Source organism: Bradyrhizobium sp. 76 (assembly GCF_023073025.1).
Taxonomy (GTDB): Bacteria; Pseudomonadota; Alphaproteobacteria; order Rhizobiales; family Xanthobacteraceae; genus Bradyrhizobium.
Genome location: NZ_JADPIS010000102.1, coordinates 310,011 through 325,500, shown reverse-complemented (window position 1 = coordinate 325,500; position 15,490 = coordinate 310,011). Strand labels below are relative to the sequence as shown.

The 15,490-nt window shown below is 64.4% G+C and carries 18 protein-coding genes; 9 read left to right on the top strand and 9 right to left on the bottom strand.

All coding sequences use genetic code 11. The annotated features are described in order from the left end of the window. Positions 1-164: 164 nt before the first annotated feature. Positions 165-1,193: a glycosyltransferase gene (locus tag IVB48_RS25505; RefSeq protein WP_247404043.1), complete on the top strand. Its 1,029-nt coding sequence runs from the start codon at positions 165-167 to the stop codon at positions 1,191-1,193. Positions 1,194-1,208: 15 nt separating this feature from the next. Here IVB48_RS25505 and IVB48_RS25500 read toward each other — a convergent pair whose 3' ends face one another. Beyond that, positions 1,209-2,195, bottom strand: a complete 987-nt coding sequence (locus tag IVB48_RS25500; protein ID WP_247404364.1) for a glycosyltransferase — start codon at positions 2,193-2,195, stop codon at positions 1,209-1,211. 247 nt (positions 2,196-2,442) lie between these two features. On the opposite strand from IVB48_RS25500, the gene IVB48_RS25495 reads away from it, so the two are divergent. From IVB48_RS25495 to IVB48_RS25485, 3 genes are all read left to right on the top strand, one after another. After that, complete coding sequence (locus IVB48_RS25495; RefSeq protein ID WP_247357906.1) at positions 2,443-3,507, top strand: glycosyltransferase family 1 protein; 1,065 nt, start codon at positions 2,443-2,445, stop codon at positions 3,505-3,507. Positions 3,508-3,547: 40 nt separating this feature from the next. After that, the gene (locus IVB48_RS25490; protein ID WP_247404040.1) at positions 3,548-4,948 is read left to right on the top strand and encodes an O-antigen ligase; all 1,401 of its coding nucleotides are present in this window, start codon (positions 3,548-3,550) and stop codon (positions 4,946-4,948) included. Positions 4,949-5,013: 65 nt separating this feature from the next. Then, positions 5,014-6,159 carry a GNAT family N-acetyltransferase gene (locus IVB48_RS25485; RefSeq protein WP_247404037.1) on the top strand — a complete coding sequence of 382 codons (1,146 nt, stop codon included), beginning with the start codon at positions 5,014-5,016 and terminating at the stop codon, positions 6,157-6,159. Positions 6,160-6,202: 43 nt separating this feature from the next. Here IVB48_RS25485 and wrbA read toward each other — a convergent pair whose 3' ends face one another. The 3 genes from wrbA to IVB48_RS25470 form a co-directional block, all read right to left on the bottom strand. Continuing rightward, positions 6,203-6,802 (bottom strand): NAD(P)H:quinone oxidoreductase, encoded by a 600-nt coding sequence (gene wrbA, locus IVB48_RS25480; RefSeq protein WP_247404033.1) that lies wholly within the window; start codon positions 6,800-6,802, stop codon positions 6,203-6,205. Between the two features lie 82 nt (positions 6,803-6,884). Beyond that, on the bottom strand, positions 6,885-7,583 hold the full coding sequence (locus IVB48_RS25475) for a pirin family protein (RefSeq protein WP_027565463.1): 699 nt from the start codon (positions 7,581-7,583) through the stop codon (positions 6,885-6,887). A gap of 35 nt (positions 7,584-7,618) precedes the next feature. After that, complete coding sequence (locus IVB48_RS25470) at positions 7,619-8,371, bottom strand: SDR family oxidoreductase (protein WP_247404029.1); 753 nt, start codon at positions 8,369-8,371, stop codon at positions 7,619-7,621. Positions 8,372-8,488: 117 nt separating this feature from the next. Here IVB48_RS25470 and IVB48_RS25465 point away from each other — a divergent pair, with 117 nt between their 5' ends. Further along, entirely contained in the window at positions 8,489-9,424 is a 936-nt protein-coding gene (locus tag IVB48_RS25465; protein ID WP_247404026.1) for a LysR family transcriptional regulator, read from the top strand. Positions 9,425-9,554: 130 nt separating this feature from the next. Here IVB48_RS25465 and IVB48_RS25460 read toward each other — a convergent pair whose 3' ends face one another. Then, on the bottom strand, positions 9,555-9,812 hold the full coding sequence (locus IVB48_RS25460; protein ID WP_027520456.1) for a hypothetical protein: 258 nt from the start codon (positions 9,810-9,812) through the stop codon (positions 9,555-9,557). Positions 9,813-9,966: 154 nt separating this feature from the next. Here IVB48_RS25460 and IVB48_RS25455 point away from each other — a divergent pair, with 154 nt between their 5' ends. After that, a complete protein-coding gene (locus IVB48_RS25455) occupies positions 9,967-10,950 on the top strand; it encodes a tripartite tricarboxylate transporter substrate binding protein (protein WP_247404023.1) in 984 nt (327 codons plus the stop codon). A 95-nt stretch (positions 10,951-11,045) separates the two neighbouring features. Continuing rightward, positions 11,046-11,396 carry a hypothetical protein gene (locus tag IVB48_RS25450; protein WP_247404020.1) on the top strand — a complete coding sequence of 117 codons (351 nt, stop codon included), beginning with the start codon at positions 11,046-11,048 and terminating at the stop codon, positions 11,394-11,396. Here the strand turns inward: IVB48_RS25450 and IVB48_RS25445 are convergent. The 3 genes from IVB48_RS25445 to IVB48_RS25435 all read right to left on the bottom strand — a co-directional run bounded on the left by IVB48_RS25445 (position 11,393) and on the right by IVB48_RS25435 (position 13,745). Next, positions 11,393-11,869 carry a YbaK/EbsC family protein gene (locus IVB48_RS25445; protein WP_247404018.1) on the bottom strand — a complete coding sequence of 159 codons (477 nt, stop codon included), beginning with the start codon at positions 11,867-11,869 and terminating at the stop codon, positions 11,393-11,395. The genes IVB48_RS25450 and IVB48_RS25445 overlap by 4 nt on opposite strands. 41 nt (positions 11,870-11,910) lie before the next feature. Continuing rightward, a complete protein-coding gene (locus tag IVB48_RS25440; protein ID WP_247404015.1) occupies positions 11,911-12,642 on the bottom strand; it encodes a haloacid dehalogenase type II in 732 nt (243 codons plus the stop codon). A gap of 92 nt (positions 12,643-12,734) precedes the next feature. Next, a complete protein-coding gene (locus IVB48_RS25435) occupies positions 12,735-13,745 on the bottom strand; it encodes an NAD(P)-dependent alcohol dehydrogenase (protein ID WP_247404012.1) in 1,011 nt (336 codons plus the stop codon). An 84-nt stretch (positions 13,746-13,829) separates the two neighbouring features. Here IVB48_RS25435 and IVB48_RS25430 point away from each other — a divergent pair, with 84 nt between their 5' ends. Continuing rightward, complete coding sequence (locus IVB48_RS25430; RefSeq protein ID WP_085350121.1) at positions 13,830-14,177, top strand: MerR family transcriptional regulator; 348 nt, start codon at positions 13,830-13,832, stop codon at positions 14,175-14,177. A 24-nt stretch (positions 14,178-14,201) separates the two neighbouring features. Here the strand turns inward: IVB48_RS25430 and IVB48_RS25425 are convergent, their stop codons facing one another. Continuing rightward, positions 14,202-14,624 (bottom strand): helix-turn-helix domain-containing protein, encoded by a 423-nt coding sequence (locus IVB48_RS25425; protein WP_247404009.1) that lies wholly within the window; start codon positions 14,622-14,624, stop codon positions 14,202-14,204. A gap of 84 nt (positions 14,625-14,708) precedes the next feature. Between IVB48_RS25425 and IVB48_RS25420 the strand changes: the two genes are divergently transcribed. After that, entirely contained in the window at positions 14,709-15,443 is a 735-nt protein-coding gene (locus tag IVB48_RS25420; protein WP_247404007.1) for an SDR family oxidoreductase, read from the top strand. The last annotated feature ends 47 nt before the right edge of the window (positions 15,444-15,490 follow it).

Here is a 15,490-nt window from a genome sequence, read left to right as displayed (position 1 = left end):
TGCATGGATGGCGGAAAATCGGCGGCGTGGCGCCGTCGCGAGGCTCAAACCGGCCGTTCATTTTGGGACGTGCCTGTCCCGCGGCGATGTGCCGTCGTGGGACGGCGCTGATCCTCTGGATCGAAGCAGGGCTTTTTCAATCTATCTCGGACATCTAGAACGTCATGACATTGATCCCGACAGACCTGTCCGCCACGCGTATCTCGGATGCCGTGCGCGATCCCAACCGGGAGATCGCGGCCAGCTCCCGGATTATCGACCTGTCGGTTGGTATCGTCGTCTGCATCCCCTGCTTCCGCCGCCCGCAGCATCTGCGGTTGACGCTGGACTCGCTCGCCAGCCAGCGCACCCCGCGCTCCTTCGCCGTCGTCATGGTCGAGAACGATGCGGTCCGGCGCGAAAGCGCGCCGGTGGCAGCGGAATATCTCGCCGATGGCAGGCTTCAGGGTGTCTGCCTGGTCGAGAAACGGCAAGGCAACGTCCAGGCGATCAATGCCGCGTTCGAGACGGCGCTGGCGATGTTTCCCGCCGCCACCCGGTTCCTGATGATCGACGACGACGAGATCGCCTCGCCCGATTGGCTCGAGCTGATGGTCCGCACCGCGGAGGCGACCGGCGCCGATGTGGTCGGCGGGCCGGTGCTGCCGGTCTTCGAGGACCGCAGCATGCCCTGGCTTTCGCGCCACCCCGTTTTCTGTCCCGCCTATGATTACAGCGGCGCTGTGCCCCTGATCTACGGCTGTGGCAATTGCCTGATCACGCGTGCGGCGTTCGAGAGGTTCGCCCGTCCCGCCTTCGACCCGCGCTTCAACTTCCTCGGCGGCGGCGACTGTGATTTTTTCGTGCGGTGCCGCGATGCCGGCATGACGTTCCACTGGACGGCGGAGGCTGTCATCACCGAGACGGTGCCGCAAAGCCGCACCAGTTTCGGCTGGATCGTGAAGCGAGGCCTGCGCATCGGCGCGATCAATTATCGCGTGCAGGCCAAGGCCGCGCAGGGCGCGGCGGCGCATGTGTGGGTGTTTGCGCAGATGCTCGGGAGGTTGCCGCTGTCGCTGGTGCGCGCGGCCGCTTTGCTGAAAACGTCGAAGGCCGTCGTCGCGATGCATCCCGTGATGGTCGCGCTCGGCTCGGTGCTCGCCGCGTTCGGCATCGAGCCGAAGCCCTACGAGGCTTCGAAGATCGTGTCCTGACGCCGAGGCGGCGGGCTAAATACCAAAGCAGGCGAGGGCGACCCTGACTGCGGAGCGTGGCAGCGATTTGAGCGAGCGGCGCCCGACCATCCCGAGATAGGCGAAGGCCTGGCGATATCTACCGAAGCGGACCGCTTGCATCGCCGAATACGTGACGAGATGAACCTCGGCGGCCTGGCGCAGCCCGGCTGCCATGCCCGCGGGCAATCGCGCCATGATCAGCCCGTCGTCGAACACCCGCGCGATCGCCGGAAAGAAATCCTGTGGCGTCCGCACCGCCGCGTTCATGGTGTTGGCCGTGTGCAGGCGGTAGTCGAGCAGCAGGTTTGGCGCAAATTCAAATTCGCCGATCGCGGCAAGGCGGCACCAGCAGTGCCAGTCCTCGCAATATCTGAGCGAGACGTCGAATCCGCCAATGGCACGGAAAGCCTCTGCACGTGCGAGCGCAATGCCGCCATTGACGATGAAGTTGCCGGCCGCGAGCCGCGCCAGCACGTCGCCGGACGGTTTGCGGCGTCCTTTCAGCAGATCCCGTCGGCCGATCTGCCGTCCCTCGCTGTCGATCGTGTTGTAGTCACCGTAGACGAGAACCGCTCGCGGCGCACCCCGCGCAGCCGCCAGCAGCGCCGCGACCGCGCCGGGCCGCAGGCGATCGTCGGCATCGAGGAAGAGCAGCCATTGGCTGCTCGCATGCTGTGCGCCGAGATTACGCGCTGCCGATACGCCGGCGGCGCCGTTGGTGATCAGGCGCAGTCGCGGGTCACGAATGGCGCGGACGATGGCGGTAGTGTCGTCGGTCGAGCCGTCGTCCACGACGATCACTTCGCTGACCTCAGCCTGAGCCAGTGCGCTGGCGAGGGTTTCGCCGACATAGGCCGCAACGTTCTTGGCCGGAATGACGACGGAAACCGATGTGGTTGAGCCGACTTGCAGCGGGAGGCGCGCCGCCGGAACGACGCGCGATGTGGCGGGCAATTCGAGAATTTCTTCCGCGGTGATCAAGATACGACTCGCCTTTAACCGTCTGTTAACCAGGGCGCTTTGGCGCGTTGGCAATGCGATCGATCGCAACCTTGGCCGTCGCGAATGATACTCGCATTGGGAAAAAAACGTCGCCGTGAAGGCTAACGCCGCGCTGGTTTCGTCAATTAGCGTTAAGCCGCCGGCATTAAGCCTGTGGCAAATTTGGAAGAGTGCGGCAGCCGGTCCCATGCGAGAATGCGCATCAGGCCGCCGCGGATGGACCCCAGTGCCCGCAAAGACATTCGACTACGATCCCGACGACATGGTCCTCAACCTGTTCTACGAGGACAAGGACGATCGCTGGTTTCCCGGCGATCGGCATTTGCGGCGCATGGCGCGTCGCATGCTGCTCGGCGAGCCGCGCATGAGCGGGCAGCTCCGCGTGTTCCTCAATCTCTGTGCGGGGCTCGACCGGCTCGGTATCCGCTATCGCGTCAACGACTATGGCTACATCGCGCGGCATCCGGGCGAACTCGCCTGCATCATCGGGCGCACCTTCCTGCTCGACAAGTTCGCCTGGAAAAATCCGATCCTGCTCGGCGTCGCCGCCCACAATCATCCACTCGACGATCCCGACCTGTTCAAGCGCCTGCCGGTCAAGAAGGTCGTGGTGCCCGGCCCGTGGTACGCCGACATGTATCGACCGCATTGGCCCGACACGGAGGCCTGGCCGATCGGCATCGACACGGATCTCTGGGCGCCGTCGCCGACGCCGCAAAAGAGCGTCGATGTCCTGATCTACGACAAGGTGCATTGGGATCGCGAGCGCTACGCGGCGGAGCTGATCGAACCCGTCCGCGCCCGGCTCACGAGGGAAGGCCGCTCGTTCACCGAGCTGCGTTACGGCAGCTACAAGGAAGAAGACTATCGGGCCGCGCTCGCGCAATCGCGTGCGATGATCTTCCTCTGCCAGAATGAGAGCCAGGGCATTGCCTACCAGCAGGCATTGTCTTGCGGCGTGCCGGTGCTGGCCTGGGATCCCGGCGGCCCCTGGCGGGACCCCGATTATTATCCGCATCGCGTTCAGTTCGCGCCGGTGTCGTCGGTGCCGTACTGGGACGATCGTTGCGGCGCCAAGTTCGTCGACATCGCCGGGTTTGAGGCGGGCTGGGATGATTTCTGGGCCGGGTGCGCCGCCGATACGTTCGATCCGCGCGGCTTCGTGCTCGACAACCTCACGCTGGAACAGCGTGCCCTGCAATATTACGAGATCGCGCGGAGCATCGTGCGGCAGCAGGCGCCGCAGAGCTCCGGCGGACTGGTTGACGGATGCTTAACAGGGATCGGCTAGGACTTCGAGCTTCCCCCGGCTTCACCACCAACCTCGAGCCATGGATCGCAGCGCCACTGACATGACCGACGTCGAGGCCCGATCGTTCGGCGACGTCCTGCGCGGTGGGCTTGCGGGGGTCAACGCCGTGCGGGCGGCGCGCTGCCTCGTCGCAGTCGCAGCCCTGCTCCTCGTGCTGGTGACGCTCGATCCGTTTCCTGACCTGCGCAACGAGGATGTCACCACCGTGGTCGGCGGGCGAATGGCGCTCACCTATGTCTCCTGGGGCCTATTGGCCGTGGTCGCGGTATTGTTCGTCGCCGCAACGGATGCGCCCGCGCTGAAGACCCTGGTGACACCGCTGCATCTCTGCCTGGTCGGCTGGCTGTTGATCAACATCGTCTTCTCCGAGAATCGCGGAGTCTCGATGCAGCGCTTCGTGCTCGCAGCCAGCGTGATGTCGCTCGCGGTGTTGTTGCCGCTGTTGCCGCCGACGCAGCGTAGCTTCAATCTGTGTCTTGGCGGCGCCGCGCTCGCACTGCTTACGCTCTGCTATCTCGGCGTCTTCCTCGCGCCGCAATACTCGATGCACACCGCACTGGACGTCACCGAGCCGCAGTTGGCCGGCGACTGGCGCGGCAGCTTCGGCCACAAGAACATCGCTTCGCCCGTGATGACCATCCTGATCTATGTCGGCATTTACTTGTCTGCCATTGGTTCGTTCGTGATGGGGCCGGCCATCGCCGCGCTGGCCGGACTCTTCCTGATCTTCACCGGCGGCAAGACGTCGTCGGTGCTGTGTCTTGCGATCTACGCGCTCGCCTCGCTGGTCTGTGTCACACCGAGTCTGTGGCTGAAGCGCATCATCTGCTTCGTGCCGCTGATCGTGATGAACCTGCTGACGGTCGGCAGCGTCCTGAGCCCGGCGCTCGGGGCGATGACGCGGTTGCTTCCGCTCGATCCCACCTTCACGGGCCGCTCCGCCATCTGGGAGTTCGCGCTCGCAGCCGTCGCCGAGAAGCCGATCATCGGTCACGGCTACGCCGCGTTCTGGGACGACGTGACCGCGCGGCAGACCGCCCAGGGCGCCGAATGGGCGACGAGCGCGGCGCACAGCCACAACAGCTATCTCGACCTCGCGGTCACCATCGGCCTGCCGGGGCTGTTGCTGGTGATCCTCGTCTTCGTGCTCGCGCCGCTAGGCAATTTCCAGACGGCCCGAACTCACAACCGCAGCGGTGCGTTGGCAAAGCTGTTCCTGACCGTGTGGCTGTTCGGCCTGTACTACGGGGCCACCGAGACCTTCCTGCTGGAACGGCAAAATCCGATCTGGTTCATGTTCGCGGTTGCCGTGGCCGGCCTGCACTTCCTGGCCAGGTTCCAATGCGTCGCGGAAATGGAACCGGACGACTTGTCGCAGCCGGTGCCGCCGCAGTTGCATCGGCTTAACGATAAGCCGTGAGGTCACTTGTGGCCGCGACAAAACATAATCTATCTGGAAACACCCAGTAATCGCATGTCCCGCGGATGACGATCCTCAGCGTCGAGCAACCAGATGGTCTTGTGTCCAGCACGTCGGGAATCGCGGTCGATTTCGTGCGTGATTGGCCGCGGGCCGCATCGCGCCTGAACGCAGGCCATCGCACTGCATTCCAGCATGGCTACTGGCTCGGCGCCTGGTACGAGGCGTTCCACGGTCTCTCGCCGCTGATTGCATTGATCTCCGATGCCACGACCGGCAGGGACATCGCAATGGTGCCGATGATCAGCCACCTCAGGCGCGGCATCCGCATCGTCGAATTCGCCGATCTCGGCGTCTCCGACAACAACGCGCCAATCCTGGCGCTCGATGCCGCGTTGGACGCGGCGGCGACGGAGGCGATCGGCAAGGCGCTGATCGACGCATTGCGCGCATTGCCGGACCGCTTCGATTTGCTGCGCCTGAAGAAGATGCCGGCCCAGATCGGCGGCAACCCGAACCCGCTGGTGTCGCTCGGCCGGGTCGGGTCCTGCTCGCTCAACGGCAACGTCGTGCCGACCGGCGACGACTATGAAGATTACCAGGCCTCGATCAAGCGCATGCAGATGCCGCGCTGCTGGCGCGTCTTCAACCGTCACGCCGGCGCGCGATTCGAGATCGCTACCGATGTCGCGCGTGCGCGCGAGCTGCTGGACGTGATGGATGCCCAGCAGCAGGCGCGCATGCGAAAGCTTGGTTCGCGCTTCGTCCTCAACGACGAAACCCATGCGCAGTTCTATCGCGAGGTCGCGCGTCAGGGCGTCGCGGACGGTTATGCCGTCATCTCGGCCCTGGTCTGCGACGAGGCCGTCGTCGCCACCACGTTCGGCGTCAGGTTCGGTGCGGCCTATTTCCTGCTGCGCATCAGCCATGCCGGCGATTCCTGGTCGAACTGCTCGCCGGGGCTGCTCGTGACCGAGCGCACCATGGCGGCGCTGCATGCAGATGGCGTGCGGCGTTTCGATCTCAGCATCGGCAACCAGGAGTACAAGCGCCGATTCGGCGCCGAGCCGGTGCCGCTGACCGATGTCAGCGTCGCGCTGTCCTGGCGCGGCGTGCCCTTCGCGTGGCGTGACCACGCCGCCCAGGCCCTGCGCCGTCATCCCAGGCTCGCTGCCTTTGCGGCGAAGGCGATTGGCAAGGGGACGCGCTGACGGGCGCTCCCCTCGCATCAGACGTGCAGCTCAGCCGTGTAGCTCAGCCGTGCAGCTTCCTGGCTGTCTCCGCGATCTGGCGGCCCTGATAGCGCGCACCGGCGAGCTCGTTGGCGCTGGGCTGGCGGCTGCCGTCGCCGCCGGTGATCGTGGTGGCGCCGTAAGGTGCGCCGCCGGTGATCTCGTCGAGCTTCATCTGGCCGGCGAAGCCGTAGTTCAGGCCGACCACGACCATGCCGAAATGCAAGAGGTTGGTGATGATCGAGAACAGCGTCGTCTCCTGGCCGCCATGCTGGGTCGCGGTCGCCGTGAAGGCGCCGCCGACCTTGCCGTGCAGCGCGCCCTTGGCCCAGAGACCGCCGGCCTGGTCGAGGAAGTTCGCCATCTGCGAGGCCATGCGGCCGAAGCGGGTGCCGGTGCCGACGATGATTGCGTCGTAGTTTGCGAGGTCCTCGATCGTCGCGAGGGGGGCGGTCTGGTCGAGCTTGTAATAGGACCCCTTGGCGACCTCGGCCGGCACCAGCTCGGGCACGCGCTTGATGTCGACGGTGGCACCGGCTTCGCGCGCGCCTTCCGCAACGGCATTGGCCATCGCTTCGATGTGGCCATAGGCGGAATAATAAAGGACGAGAACTTTGGTCATGATGGTCTCCGTTGGATGCAGATTTGATGCGTCGGTGTCGGGAGCGTCATGCCGGGACAAAGCCTGCACGACGAAGGCGTTGCTAAACCGCGTCGACGAGCACGATCTCGGAATCTTCCAGTGCCGTGATCTTCAGCCTGTCCTCGTCGCGGATCGCCGCACCGTCGCGGGCGTTGACGCGCACGCCGTTGATCTCGACTGACCCCGCCGCGGGCACGAGATAAAGGTGCCGTGACTTGTCCGGCGCGTACTCCGCGCTCTCGCCCGCCTTCAGTGTGGTGGCGAGCACCCGCGCATCGGCGCGGATCGGCAGAGCGTCCGTGTCATTCTCGAAGCCGCTCGCGATGGTGACGAGCTTGCCCGAGCGGTCTCCTTTCGGAAACGGCTTCGAGCCCCAGGTCGGCTGGCCACCGCGCGCGGTCGGCTCGATCCAGATCTGGAAGATGCGTGTCCTGGTCGGCTCGAGATTGTATTCGGAGTGGCGGATGCCGCTGCCGGCGCTCATCACCTGCACGTCGCCCGCTTCGGTGCGGCCTTCGTTGCCGAGGCTGTCTTGATGAGTGATCGCGCCCTCGCGCACATAGGTGATGATTTCCATGTTGGCGTGGGGATGGGCGGGAAAGCCGGTGTTGGGCGCGATCTCGTCATCGTTCCACACCCGCAGGGCGCCGTGACCCATGTTGTCGGGGTCATAATGGCTTGCGAAGGAGAAATGATGCTTGGCATTGAGCCAGCCGTGATCGGCGCCGCCGAGCTTTGCGAAGGGTCTGAGTTCGATCATCTGCGTAATTCCTTGTTGAGCGGGCGGCGCCTTGATCAGGCGCCGAAACCGCCGTCGACGTTGAGCACCGTGCCGGTGACGAAGGAGGCTTCCGGACTTGCGAGGAAGACGATTCCGGCCGCGACTTCCTCGGGGCGGCCGAAGCGTTGCAGCGCGTGCTGCTTGCGCTGGGTCTCGGCGAACTCGCCGCCGTCCTTCGGATTCATGTCGGTGTCGATCGAGCCGGGCTGCACCACGTTCACGGTGATGCCGCGCGGGCCGAGGTCGCGGGCTGCGCCCTTGGTGTAACCGACAACGGCGGCCTTGGTGGCGACGTAGTCTGCAAGACCCGGGAACGAGGCGCGGTCGGCAAGCATCGAGCCGACGGTGACGATGCGGCCGCCTTCCCCCATCAATTGCGAAGCGGCGCGGATCGCCGCGATCACGCCATGCACGTTGATGGCATCCTGGCGGGCGAGCGCTTCCGTGTCGGCATTGGCATCGTCGATCGCGCCGCCGCTCGCGACGCCCGCATTATTGACGAGGATGTCGAGATGGCCGAACTCCTTCGCGACGTCGTTGACGAGCTGCGTCACGTCCTTGGCCGAGGCCTGGTCCGCCCGGAAGGCGCGCGCCTTGACGCCCCGGGCCTTCAACTCGGTGACGACCGCTTCCGCCTTTTCGGGCGAGGCGACATAGCTGATGGCGACGTCCGCGCCTTGATCGGCGAGTGCGCGGGCAGAGGCCGCGCCGATACCGCGCGAGCCGCCGGTGACTAGGGCAACCTTGCCTGAGAGCTTCTTGGTCATTGGATTTCTCCATTCCTGAATTTCTGATGACCCTTGGATAAGCCTCCGCCTGTGGTATAGAAATAGAAACTGTTGAAACGCATTGTTTCCTTAAACAGCCCGGTTGGATCCCCTTCTATGGCCAAACTCCCCGATTTCGAGGCACTCGCGATTTTCGCAAAAGTCGTGGAATTACGGTCGTTTGCGGGGGCCGCGGGCGAACTCGCGATGTCCAAGGCGACGGTGTCCAAGGCGGTCACGCGCCTCGAAGAGCGACTCGGCGCCCGGCTGTTCAACCGTACCTCACGCCGGCTCGCGCTGACCGATGCCGGGCATAAGCTCGCCGAGCGTGCGACGCGCCTGCTGTCCGACGGCGAGGCGGCGGAGAACGAAGCGCTGGCGCAGTCGGTAGCGCCGCGGGGCCTGGTGCGGCTCGCCGTCCCCATGACATTCGGGATCAAGGCGGTGGCGCCATTGCTGCCGGAGTTCTTCGAGGCTTATCCGGAGGTCTCGGTCGATCTGCACTTGAGCGATGCGACCATCGATTTGATCGGCGAGGGCTTTGACATGGCGGTGCGGATCGCGCGGCTGCCGGATTCCTCGCTGATTGCGCGGCGGCTCTTCACGATGCCGCGCTTTACGGTGGCGGCGCCGTCCTATCTTAAGCAATACGGACGGCCGACGCATCCGATGCATCTGGCCGAGCACAAATGTTTCAGCTACGCCTATCTCTCGACGCCCAACGTCTGGCACTACACCAATTCGGCCGGCGAGCAGGCCAGCGTGCGTGCGGGCGGTCAGCTCCGCGTCAACAACGGCGAAGCGGTAATGCCGGCGCTGATCGCCGGCCTCGGCATCGCCGACCTTCCGGAATTCATCGTCGGCGAGGCCATTTCCTCCGGCGAGGTCGAAGTGGTCCTGAAGGACTGGAAGCAGGTTGAAGGCGCCGTACATCTGGTGACGCCACCTGGCGGCCCGCGCCCCGCACGCGTCGAGGCGCTCGGCGATTTTCTCGCAGCGAAGCTGCCGGGTACGTGCAAGCGGCAGGTGCGCGGAAAGGCAAAGCCGTCGTAGCAAAGCCGTCGTAGAGCGAGTGCCTTCAGCGACCTCCGTCATTGCGAGAAGCGAAGCGACGAAGCAATCCAGAATGTCTCCGCGGGGCATTCTGGATTGCTTCGCTTCGCTCGCAATGAACGGAGTTGGACTAAGACACCGTCACATCATTACGCGCGACCACGCGCAAGTTCGGCTTCAACGTTTCTTCCAGCTGCGACTTCAAATCATGGACACGCGGATCGCGCGAGCGCTTCGCGCAGACTGCGTATTGATGCACGGATTGCGCCAAGGCGCGTCGCGCTTCCGGCGTCCGCGTGACGTCGGGTTTTGATAGCCGCAAGACGATGGCGGCGAGATTCACCAGCATCTCGTCTAGCGCCACGTCAATGGTCTGAAGTCTATTCATCGCTCCACTCCCTGCGAGGCAACGGTAGAGTCCGGGGGGCGTTCCTGACCGGGCGGAACATGGATAATGCTTCGTTAATCCCGCCGCACGGCTTGTTCTTGCGGGCGGTCACGCTAGGCTGGCACCGAAATAAGAAAACAGGGGGAAATCTGCCATGGATCGACGCGATGTCCTGCGCGCCGCTGCCGCATTGCCGTTGTTGCCTTCGTTGTCGAGCGTGGCTTTCGCGCAAGTCTATCCCGCGCGCAACGTCACCATGATCGTGCCGTTTCCGGCCGGCGGCCAGGCGGATCTCGCGGCGCGCCCGGTCGCACAGGCGCTGGAGCGAATCCTGGGCAAGGCGGTCATCGTCGACAACCGCGCCGGCGGTGGCGGTGGATCGGTCGGCAATGCCGCGGCGGCGCGAGCCGAGCCCGACGGCTACACGCTGCTGATGACGCTGTCCTCGCTCGCGGTGCTGCCCGAAGCCGACCGGCTGTTCGACCGTCCGGTCGCCTACGAGCTCTCGCAGTTCATGCCGATCGCGCGGGTGCTGGCCGATCCCACGCTGCTCGCCGTGCCGGCCTCGGCGCCGTGGAAGACCGCGCAGGATTTCGTCGAAGACGCAAAGAAACGCCCGGGCCAGATCACCTATGGCTCGTCCGGGCCTTACGGCACGCTGCACGTGGCGATGGAAATGTTTGCGAGCAGCGCCGACATCAAGCTGCTGCATGTGCCGTTTCGCGGCGCCGGTCCAGCGCTCACCGCGCTGCTCAGCGGCACCGTGCAGGCGATCGCCGCCGCACCGGGAACGCTGAAGCCGCAAGTGGAGGACGGCAAGCTGCGCGTGCTCGGCAATTGCGGCGCCAAGCGCATCGCAAGCTTCCCCGATGTACCGACCTTCCAGGAGCTCGGCTACAAGGACGTCGAGATGTACATCTGGGCCGGGCTGTTTGCGCAGAGCGCGCTGCCGGCGCCGATCGCGACCCGCCTGCGCGAGGCGATGGCGCAGGTGATGACGAGCCCGGACGTGCTCAAGGCCTTCGAAATGTCGGGCAGCCTCGTTGCCTATCAGGACGCGCCGGCGTTTGCCGAGTTCGTGGCGGTCGACAGCGCGCGGCTGATTACGGCAGTGAAGAAGATCGGCAAGGTAGAATAGGTTCCTGGCCCGTTTTCACAATTTTTTGTTGGTCCAGAACCTCTCCGCGTCTCATTGATTGAAGAGAATTCGAGAGACTCGCGAAGGAATCGGACATGCGAACAGAGCGGATTGCGCTGGGTGTGGCGCTTGCGATCGGCGGCATCGTCGCGCAGGGCACCGCATCCGCTGAAGAGTATCGCGGAACCATGGAGCAGCAGATGGCCTGCACGCCGGATGTGTGGCGGCTGTGCAGCGACCAGATCCCTGATGTGAGCCGCATTACGGCCTGCTTGCGGCAGAACACGCCCCAGCTCTCCAGCGGTTGTCGCGCGGTGTTCCAGTCCAACAACCAGATGCCGCCGCAGCAGCAGGTTCCGGGCAATCGCGCCGCGCCGGCGCCACGATATAACAATGCGCCACCGCCTCCGGCGACCCAGCCCCGGCCTTACGACGAGGATGATTAGGGCGCTTCGGACCTGACTTCGCAGACATCGACCCATTCCGCCCCGGTCAGCTCGGCCATCCGCTCCGGCGTGATGCGCACCGCGCTATGGGTCGAGCCAGCGGCCGGCACCACCACGTCGAACGCTTTCAGCGAGACGTCGCAATAGACCGGCAGCGGCGCCCTCAGTCCGAACGGGCAGACGCCGCCGACCTCGTGGCCGGTGACCTCCGCGACCTCTTCCAGCCCCAGCATCTTCGGCTTGCCGCCGAACGCGGCCTTCACCTTCTTGTTGTCCATGCGCGAGGTGCCGGCCGCGACGATCAGGATCACGCGCTCGCCGATCCGCAACGACAGCGTCTTGGCGATCATTCCGGGTTCGACGCCATAGGCTTCGGCGGCCAGCGCCACTGTCGCGGAGCTGATCGGGGATTCGATGACTGATATGTCGGGGGCTTTTTCAGCGAAGAAGGCGCGAACGGATTGTAGGCTCATTCAGGTCGGCTCATTCCAGACTTATGGGCGGGCGGCGATGCCTAAGCAATCCTTGGCAGCTCCGAGAGCGCCCGGACGCGATGATCGGGCGCAAAGCCGAGCTCGTCCATCTGGGTGCGGATCGCCTTGAACATCGTCAGCGGTGCCACGAGTTCGTTCTCGACGCAAGCCAGCGCCATCGCTTCGGGCGTCACCCGTTCGATCCAGGCAACGTTCAATCCGAATGCTTTCGCGCCCGCAACATCCCAGGGATTGGAGGAGACGAACAGCGCCTCGTCCGGCGCGGTGCCGAGCACCTCGCCGATCAGCTCATAGGCCTCCGGGCTCGGCTTGAAGATCTTCTTCGCGTCGATGCTGATCGTGGCGTCGAGCAGGGCGTCGAGGCCGGAGTTGCGCACGAGCGCATTCAGCATATCCGGACTGCCGTTGGAGAGGATGGCGAGTTTTCGCGGTTTCAGAGCCGTGAGCGCTGCCGTCGCATCCGCATAGAGATCGAGATGCAGATATTTCTCGATCACGCGCTCGAATGCCTCGTTCTCGTAAGCGAGCCCGAGCACGCGCAGCGTATAGGCAAGCGAGTCGCGCGTGATGGCTGCGAAGTCCTGGTAGCGCCGCATCAGCGAGCGCAACCAGGTGTATTCGAGCTGCTTGATCCGCCAGATCTGCGTGATGATCTCACCGTAGCCCGGAAACGCATCCTCGGTGGTCTCGGCGACCGACTGGATGTCGTAGAGCGTTCCGTAGGCATCGAAGACAACGGCTTTGAGGCTCAATTGACCTGTCCTCCGGGATCGTTGCGGTCCACGGACTATACAAGGCGCCCCGAAATCGGTCCAAGACGGAATCGCGACTTGGGCCCTGGTTTCTAAAGCCTGATCACGACCTTGCCGAAATGTGAGCCGGTCCGCAGGTGCGCATACGCTTCGGGTGCCTCATCGAAACCATAGATCCGATCGACGATCGGGTGGATCGCGTGTTCGGTCAGGAAGCGATTCATCGCGGCAAAGTGTTCGATCGATCCGACGGTGACACCGATGATGTCGGCATTCTCCCACTGAAGGCGCGCGAGGTCGGGCTTGGGACCGAACCCCGTCAAGACACCAATCTGGACGATCTTGCCACCCGAAGCGACCGATCGCAGCGATCGATCATAGGTGCCGGGACCGCCGAGTTCGAGGATATGACTGGCCCCGGCGCCATTCGTCGCCTTCATCAGGGCGACATCCCAGTCAGGCGTCTCGCGATAGTTGATGAGGATCGAGCCGCCCAGCGCCTTGGCGCGGGCGAGTTTTTCATCCGAGGAGGATATCACGATCGCACGCGCCCCCAGCGCCACCGCGAATTGAAGCCCGAACAGCGCGACGCCGCCTGTTCCCTGGACCAACAGCGTGTCGCCTTTGCGCATCCCGGCGCGTGCGATGAGGCCATGGAAAGCCGTGACGCCGGCACAGGGCAGGGTCGCTGCCTCCACCGCGGACAGATGCGCCGGCACTGAGACCAGCGCGGTCGCCGGCAGCACGACATACTCAGCCAGCATTCCGTCCATCGTGTTGCCACCGAGGGATGACGGAATATAGCTGGACTTGAACGGCCCCGAGATCCAATCGCGGAAGAAAGATCCAGCGACGTGGTCTCCGAGTCGCCATTGCGCGACGTCGGCGCCGATGGCGTCAACGACACCCGCACCGTCGGAGAGTGGCACGCGGCCCTTGAGCTCGCCTTGGCCTGCACGGTCGAGGATCAGGAGGTCGCGGTAATTCAGACTTGCCGCTTCGACCCGAATGCGGACCTCGCCATTGGCGGGTTCGGGTTTGCTGATTTCGACGCGCGCAAGGCGGCCAGCACCAGCATGGCTATTCAAATGGTAGGCTTTCATCGTTGCTCCCTTCACAAGTGGCATTCACTTGGACGAGCAAAGTCTGTAGGGTCTGACAGTGCTGTCAGGGTCAAGAGGCTTCAGATGAAGATCGGCGAACTCTCCCGGCGGACGGGGGTCAGCGTCCGAATGCTGCGCTACTACGAAGGCGAAGGACTGCTCGCGCCGCTGCGGACGAACTCCGGCTATCGCGACTACGGCCAGGCCGAAGAGGAAACGGTGCGACGCATCAAGATGCTCGGCGGCGCCGGGATGACGCTCGAAACCATCAAGCGCTTGCTCCCCTGCGTGCGGAACAACGATCCGGCTTTCACGCCGTGCAACGAGCTGCGAAAAATACTCACGCAGCAGGTCGGTCTGATCGACGAACGTATCGAGACGCTCAGCCAAAGCCGGACAATTTTGGCGGGCTATCTGGCAAGCGTGAATTGATCGCACGCATCTCGACCATCACATTCACCGGCTCTTGGAATTCCAGGCCTCCCGCTCGGCGAAGACCTGGCTGACCTCCGCCATGTGCTTGGTGCCCCACGCGCAGAGCGGTACGAGAGCTTGGGCGAGGCTGTGACCCAAAAGGGTGAGGCTATAGTCCACCCGCGGCGGCACCTCCTTGTAGTCGGTCCGCTTCACGAGACCATCGGCCTCCAACTCCTTGAGCTGCTGGATCAGCACCTTGTCGCTGACGTCGCGCAAGGCTCGCCGCAGCTCGCCGTAGCGGGTCGGCCCGCCCTGGGCGAGGAAGTACAGAATCAGCGGCTTCCACTTGCCGGCGATGACCCGCAGGGTCGCGTCGAGGCCGCAAGTGAAGCCGGGCAAAGTCGGGGTGCAGCTTTGGACAGGTGGCGAAGCCTGCGCAGGTGGAGAGATCGTGTCTGACATTTTTGGGCACTTACCAAAAGGTGCATACTTGTCGATAGGTGGGTAGGCCGCCAGCTCAGTGCAACCCTAGTGAAGGAGCACATCATGAGCAGACTACAAGGCAAGTCGGCGGTGGTTACGGGCGGCGGAACCGGCATCGGATTTGGAGCGGCCAAACGGTTCATCGACGAAGGCGCGTTCGTCTATCTCTTCGGGCGGCGGCAGGAGCCGCTCGACGCCGCCGTGGCGCAGCTGGGTTCCTCGGCGCGCGCCGTCAGGGGTTCGGTGACTGATATGTCCGACCTCGACAGGTTATACGCGGCGGTGAAGGCCGAACGCGGCGGGCTCGACATCCTGTTCGCCAATGCTGGGACCGGATTGTTTGCGCCGCTCGGCGAGATCACGCCCGAGCATTACGATCAGATCTTCGACGTCAATGTGAAGGGGCTGGTGTTCACGGTGCAGAAAGCCCTGCCGCTGATGACGAAGGGGTCGTCGATCATCCTGACCGGATCGAGCACGGGGGTGATGGGGACGCCGCAGTTCAGCATCTACAGCGCGACCAAGGCTGCGATCCGGAATCTGGCGCGCAGCTGGGCGCTGGACCTGCGCGGCACCGGCATCCGCGTCAATGTGCTGTCACCGGGGCCGACCAAGACGGAGCTGGCGCTGGAGATCGTCGGCGAGGAAGCCTTCGATGCGCTCGGAAGCATGACGCCGATCGGACGCGTCGGCGACCCGAGCGAGACGGGGGCGGTTGCGGCGTTCCTGGCGTCCTCAGACAGCAGCTTCATGACCGGCGGCGAGGTTTTCGTGGATGGAGGCCTGGCACAGGTCTGAGACTTGAGCGTGAGGGCTTCGGTTACCGGATCGAAGCCCTCGACGCG

What these genes read in the sequence shown, in the direction of transcription:
- IVB48_RS25450 (WP_247404020.1), top strand. Translation starts at nt 11,046, where the DNA reads ATGCGAACAGAGCGGATTGCGCTGGGTGTGGCGCTTGCGATCGGCGGC.
- IVB48_RS25425 (WP_247404009.1), bottom strand. Translation starts at nt 14,624, where the DNA reads ATGTCAGACACGATCTCTCCACCTGCGCAGGCTTCGCCACCTGTCCAA.
- IVB48_RS25490 (WP_247404040.1), top strand. Translation starts at nt 3,548, where the DNA reads ATGGATCGCAGCGCCACTGACATGACCGACGTCGAGGCCCGATCGTTC.
- IVB48_RS25420 (WP_247404007.1), top strand. Translation starts at nt 14,709, where the DNA reads ATGAGCAGACTACAAGGCAAGTCGGCGGTGGTTACGGGCGGCGGAACC.
- IVB48_RS25435 (WP_247404012.1), bottom strand. Translation starts at nt 13,745, where the DNA reads ATGAAAGCCTACCATTTGAATAGCCATGCTGGTGCTGGCCGCCTTGCG.
- IVB48_RS25465 (WP_247404026.1), top strand. Translation starts at nt 8,489, where the DNA reads ATGGCCAAACTCCCCGATTTCGAGGCACTCGCGATTTTCGCAAAAGTC.
- IVB48_RS25430 (WP_085350121.1), top strand. Translation starts at nt 13,830, where the DNA reads ATGAAGATCGGCGAACTCTCCCGGCGGACGGGGGTCAGCGTCCGAATG.
- IVB48_RS25475 (WP_027565463.1), bottom strand. Translation starts at nt 7,583, where the DNA reads ATGATCGAACTCAGACCCTTCGCAAAGCTCGGCGGCGCCGATCACGGC.
- IVB48_RS25470 (WP_247404029.1), bottom strand. Translation starts at nt 8,371, where the DNA reads ATGACCAAGAAGCTCTCAGGCAAGGTTGCCCTAGTCACCGGCGGCTCG.
- IVB48_RS25455 (WP_247404023.1), top strand. Translation starts at nt 9,967, where the DNA reads ATGGATCGACGCGATGTCCTGCGCGCCGCTGCCGCATTGCCGTTGTTG.
- IVB48_RS25485 (WP_247404037.1), top strand. Translation starts at nt 5,014, where the DNA reads ATGACGATCCTCAGCGTCGAGCAACCAGATGGTCTTGTGTCCAGCACG.
- IVB48_RS25445 (WP_247404018.1), bottom strand. Translation starts at nt 11,869, where the DNA reads ATGAGCCTACAATCCGTTCGCGCCTTCTTCGCTGAAAAAGCCCCCGAC.
- wrbA (WP_247404033.1), bottom strand. Translation starts at nt 6,802, where the DNA reads ATGACCAAAGTTCTCGTCCTTTATTATTCCGCCTATGGCCACATCGAA.
- IVB48_RS25460 (WP_027520456.1), bottom strand. Translation starts at nt 9,812, where the DNA reads ATGAATAGACTTCAGACCATTGACGTGGCGCTAGACGAGATGCTGGTG.
- IVB48_RS25505 (WP_247404043.1), top strand. Translation starts at nt 165, where the DNA reads ATGACATTGATCCCGACAGACCTGTCCGCCACGCGTATCTCGGATGCC.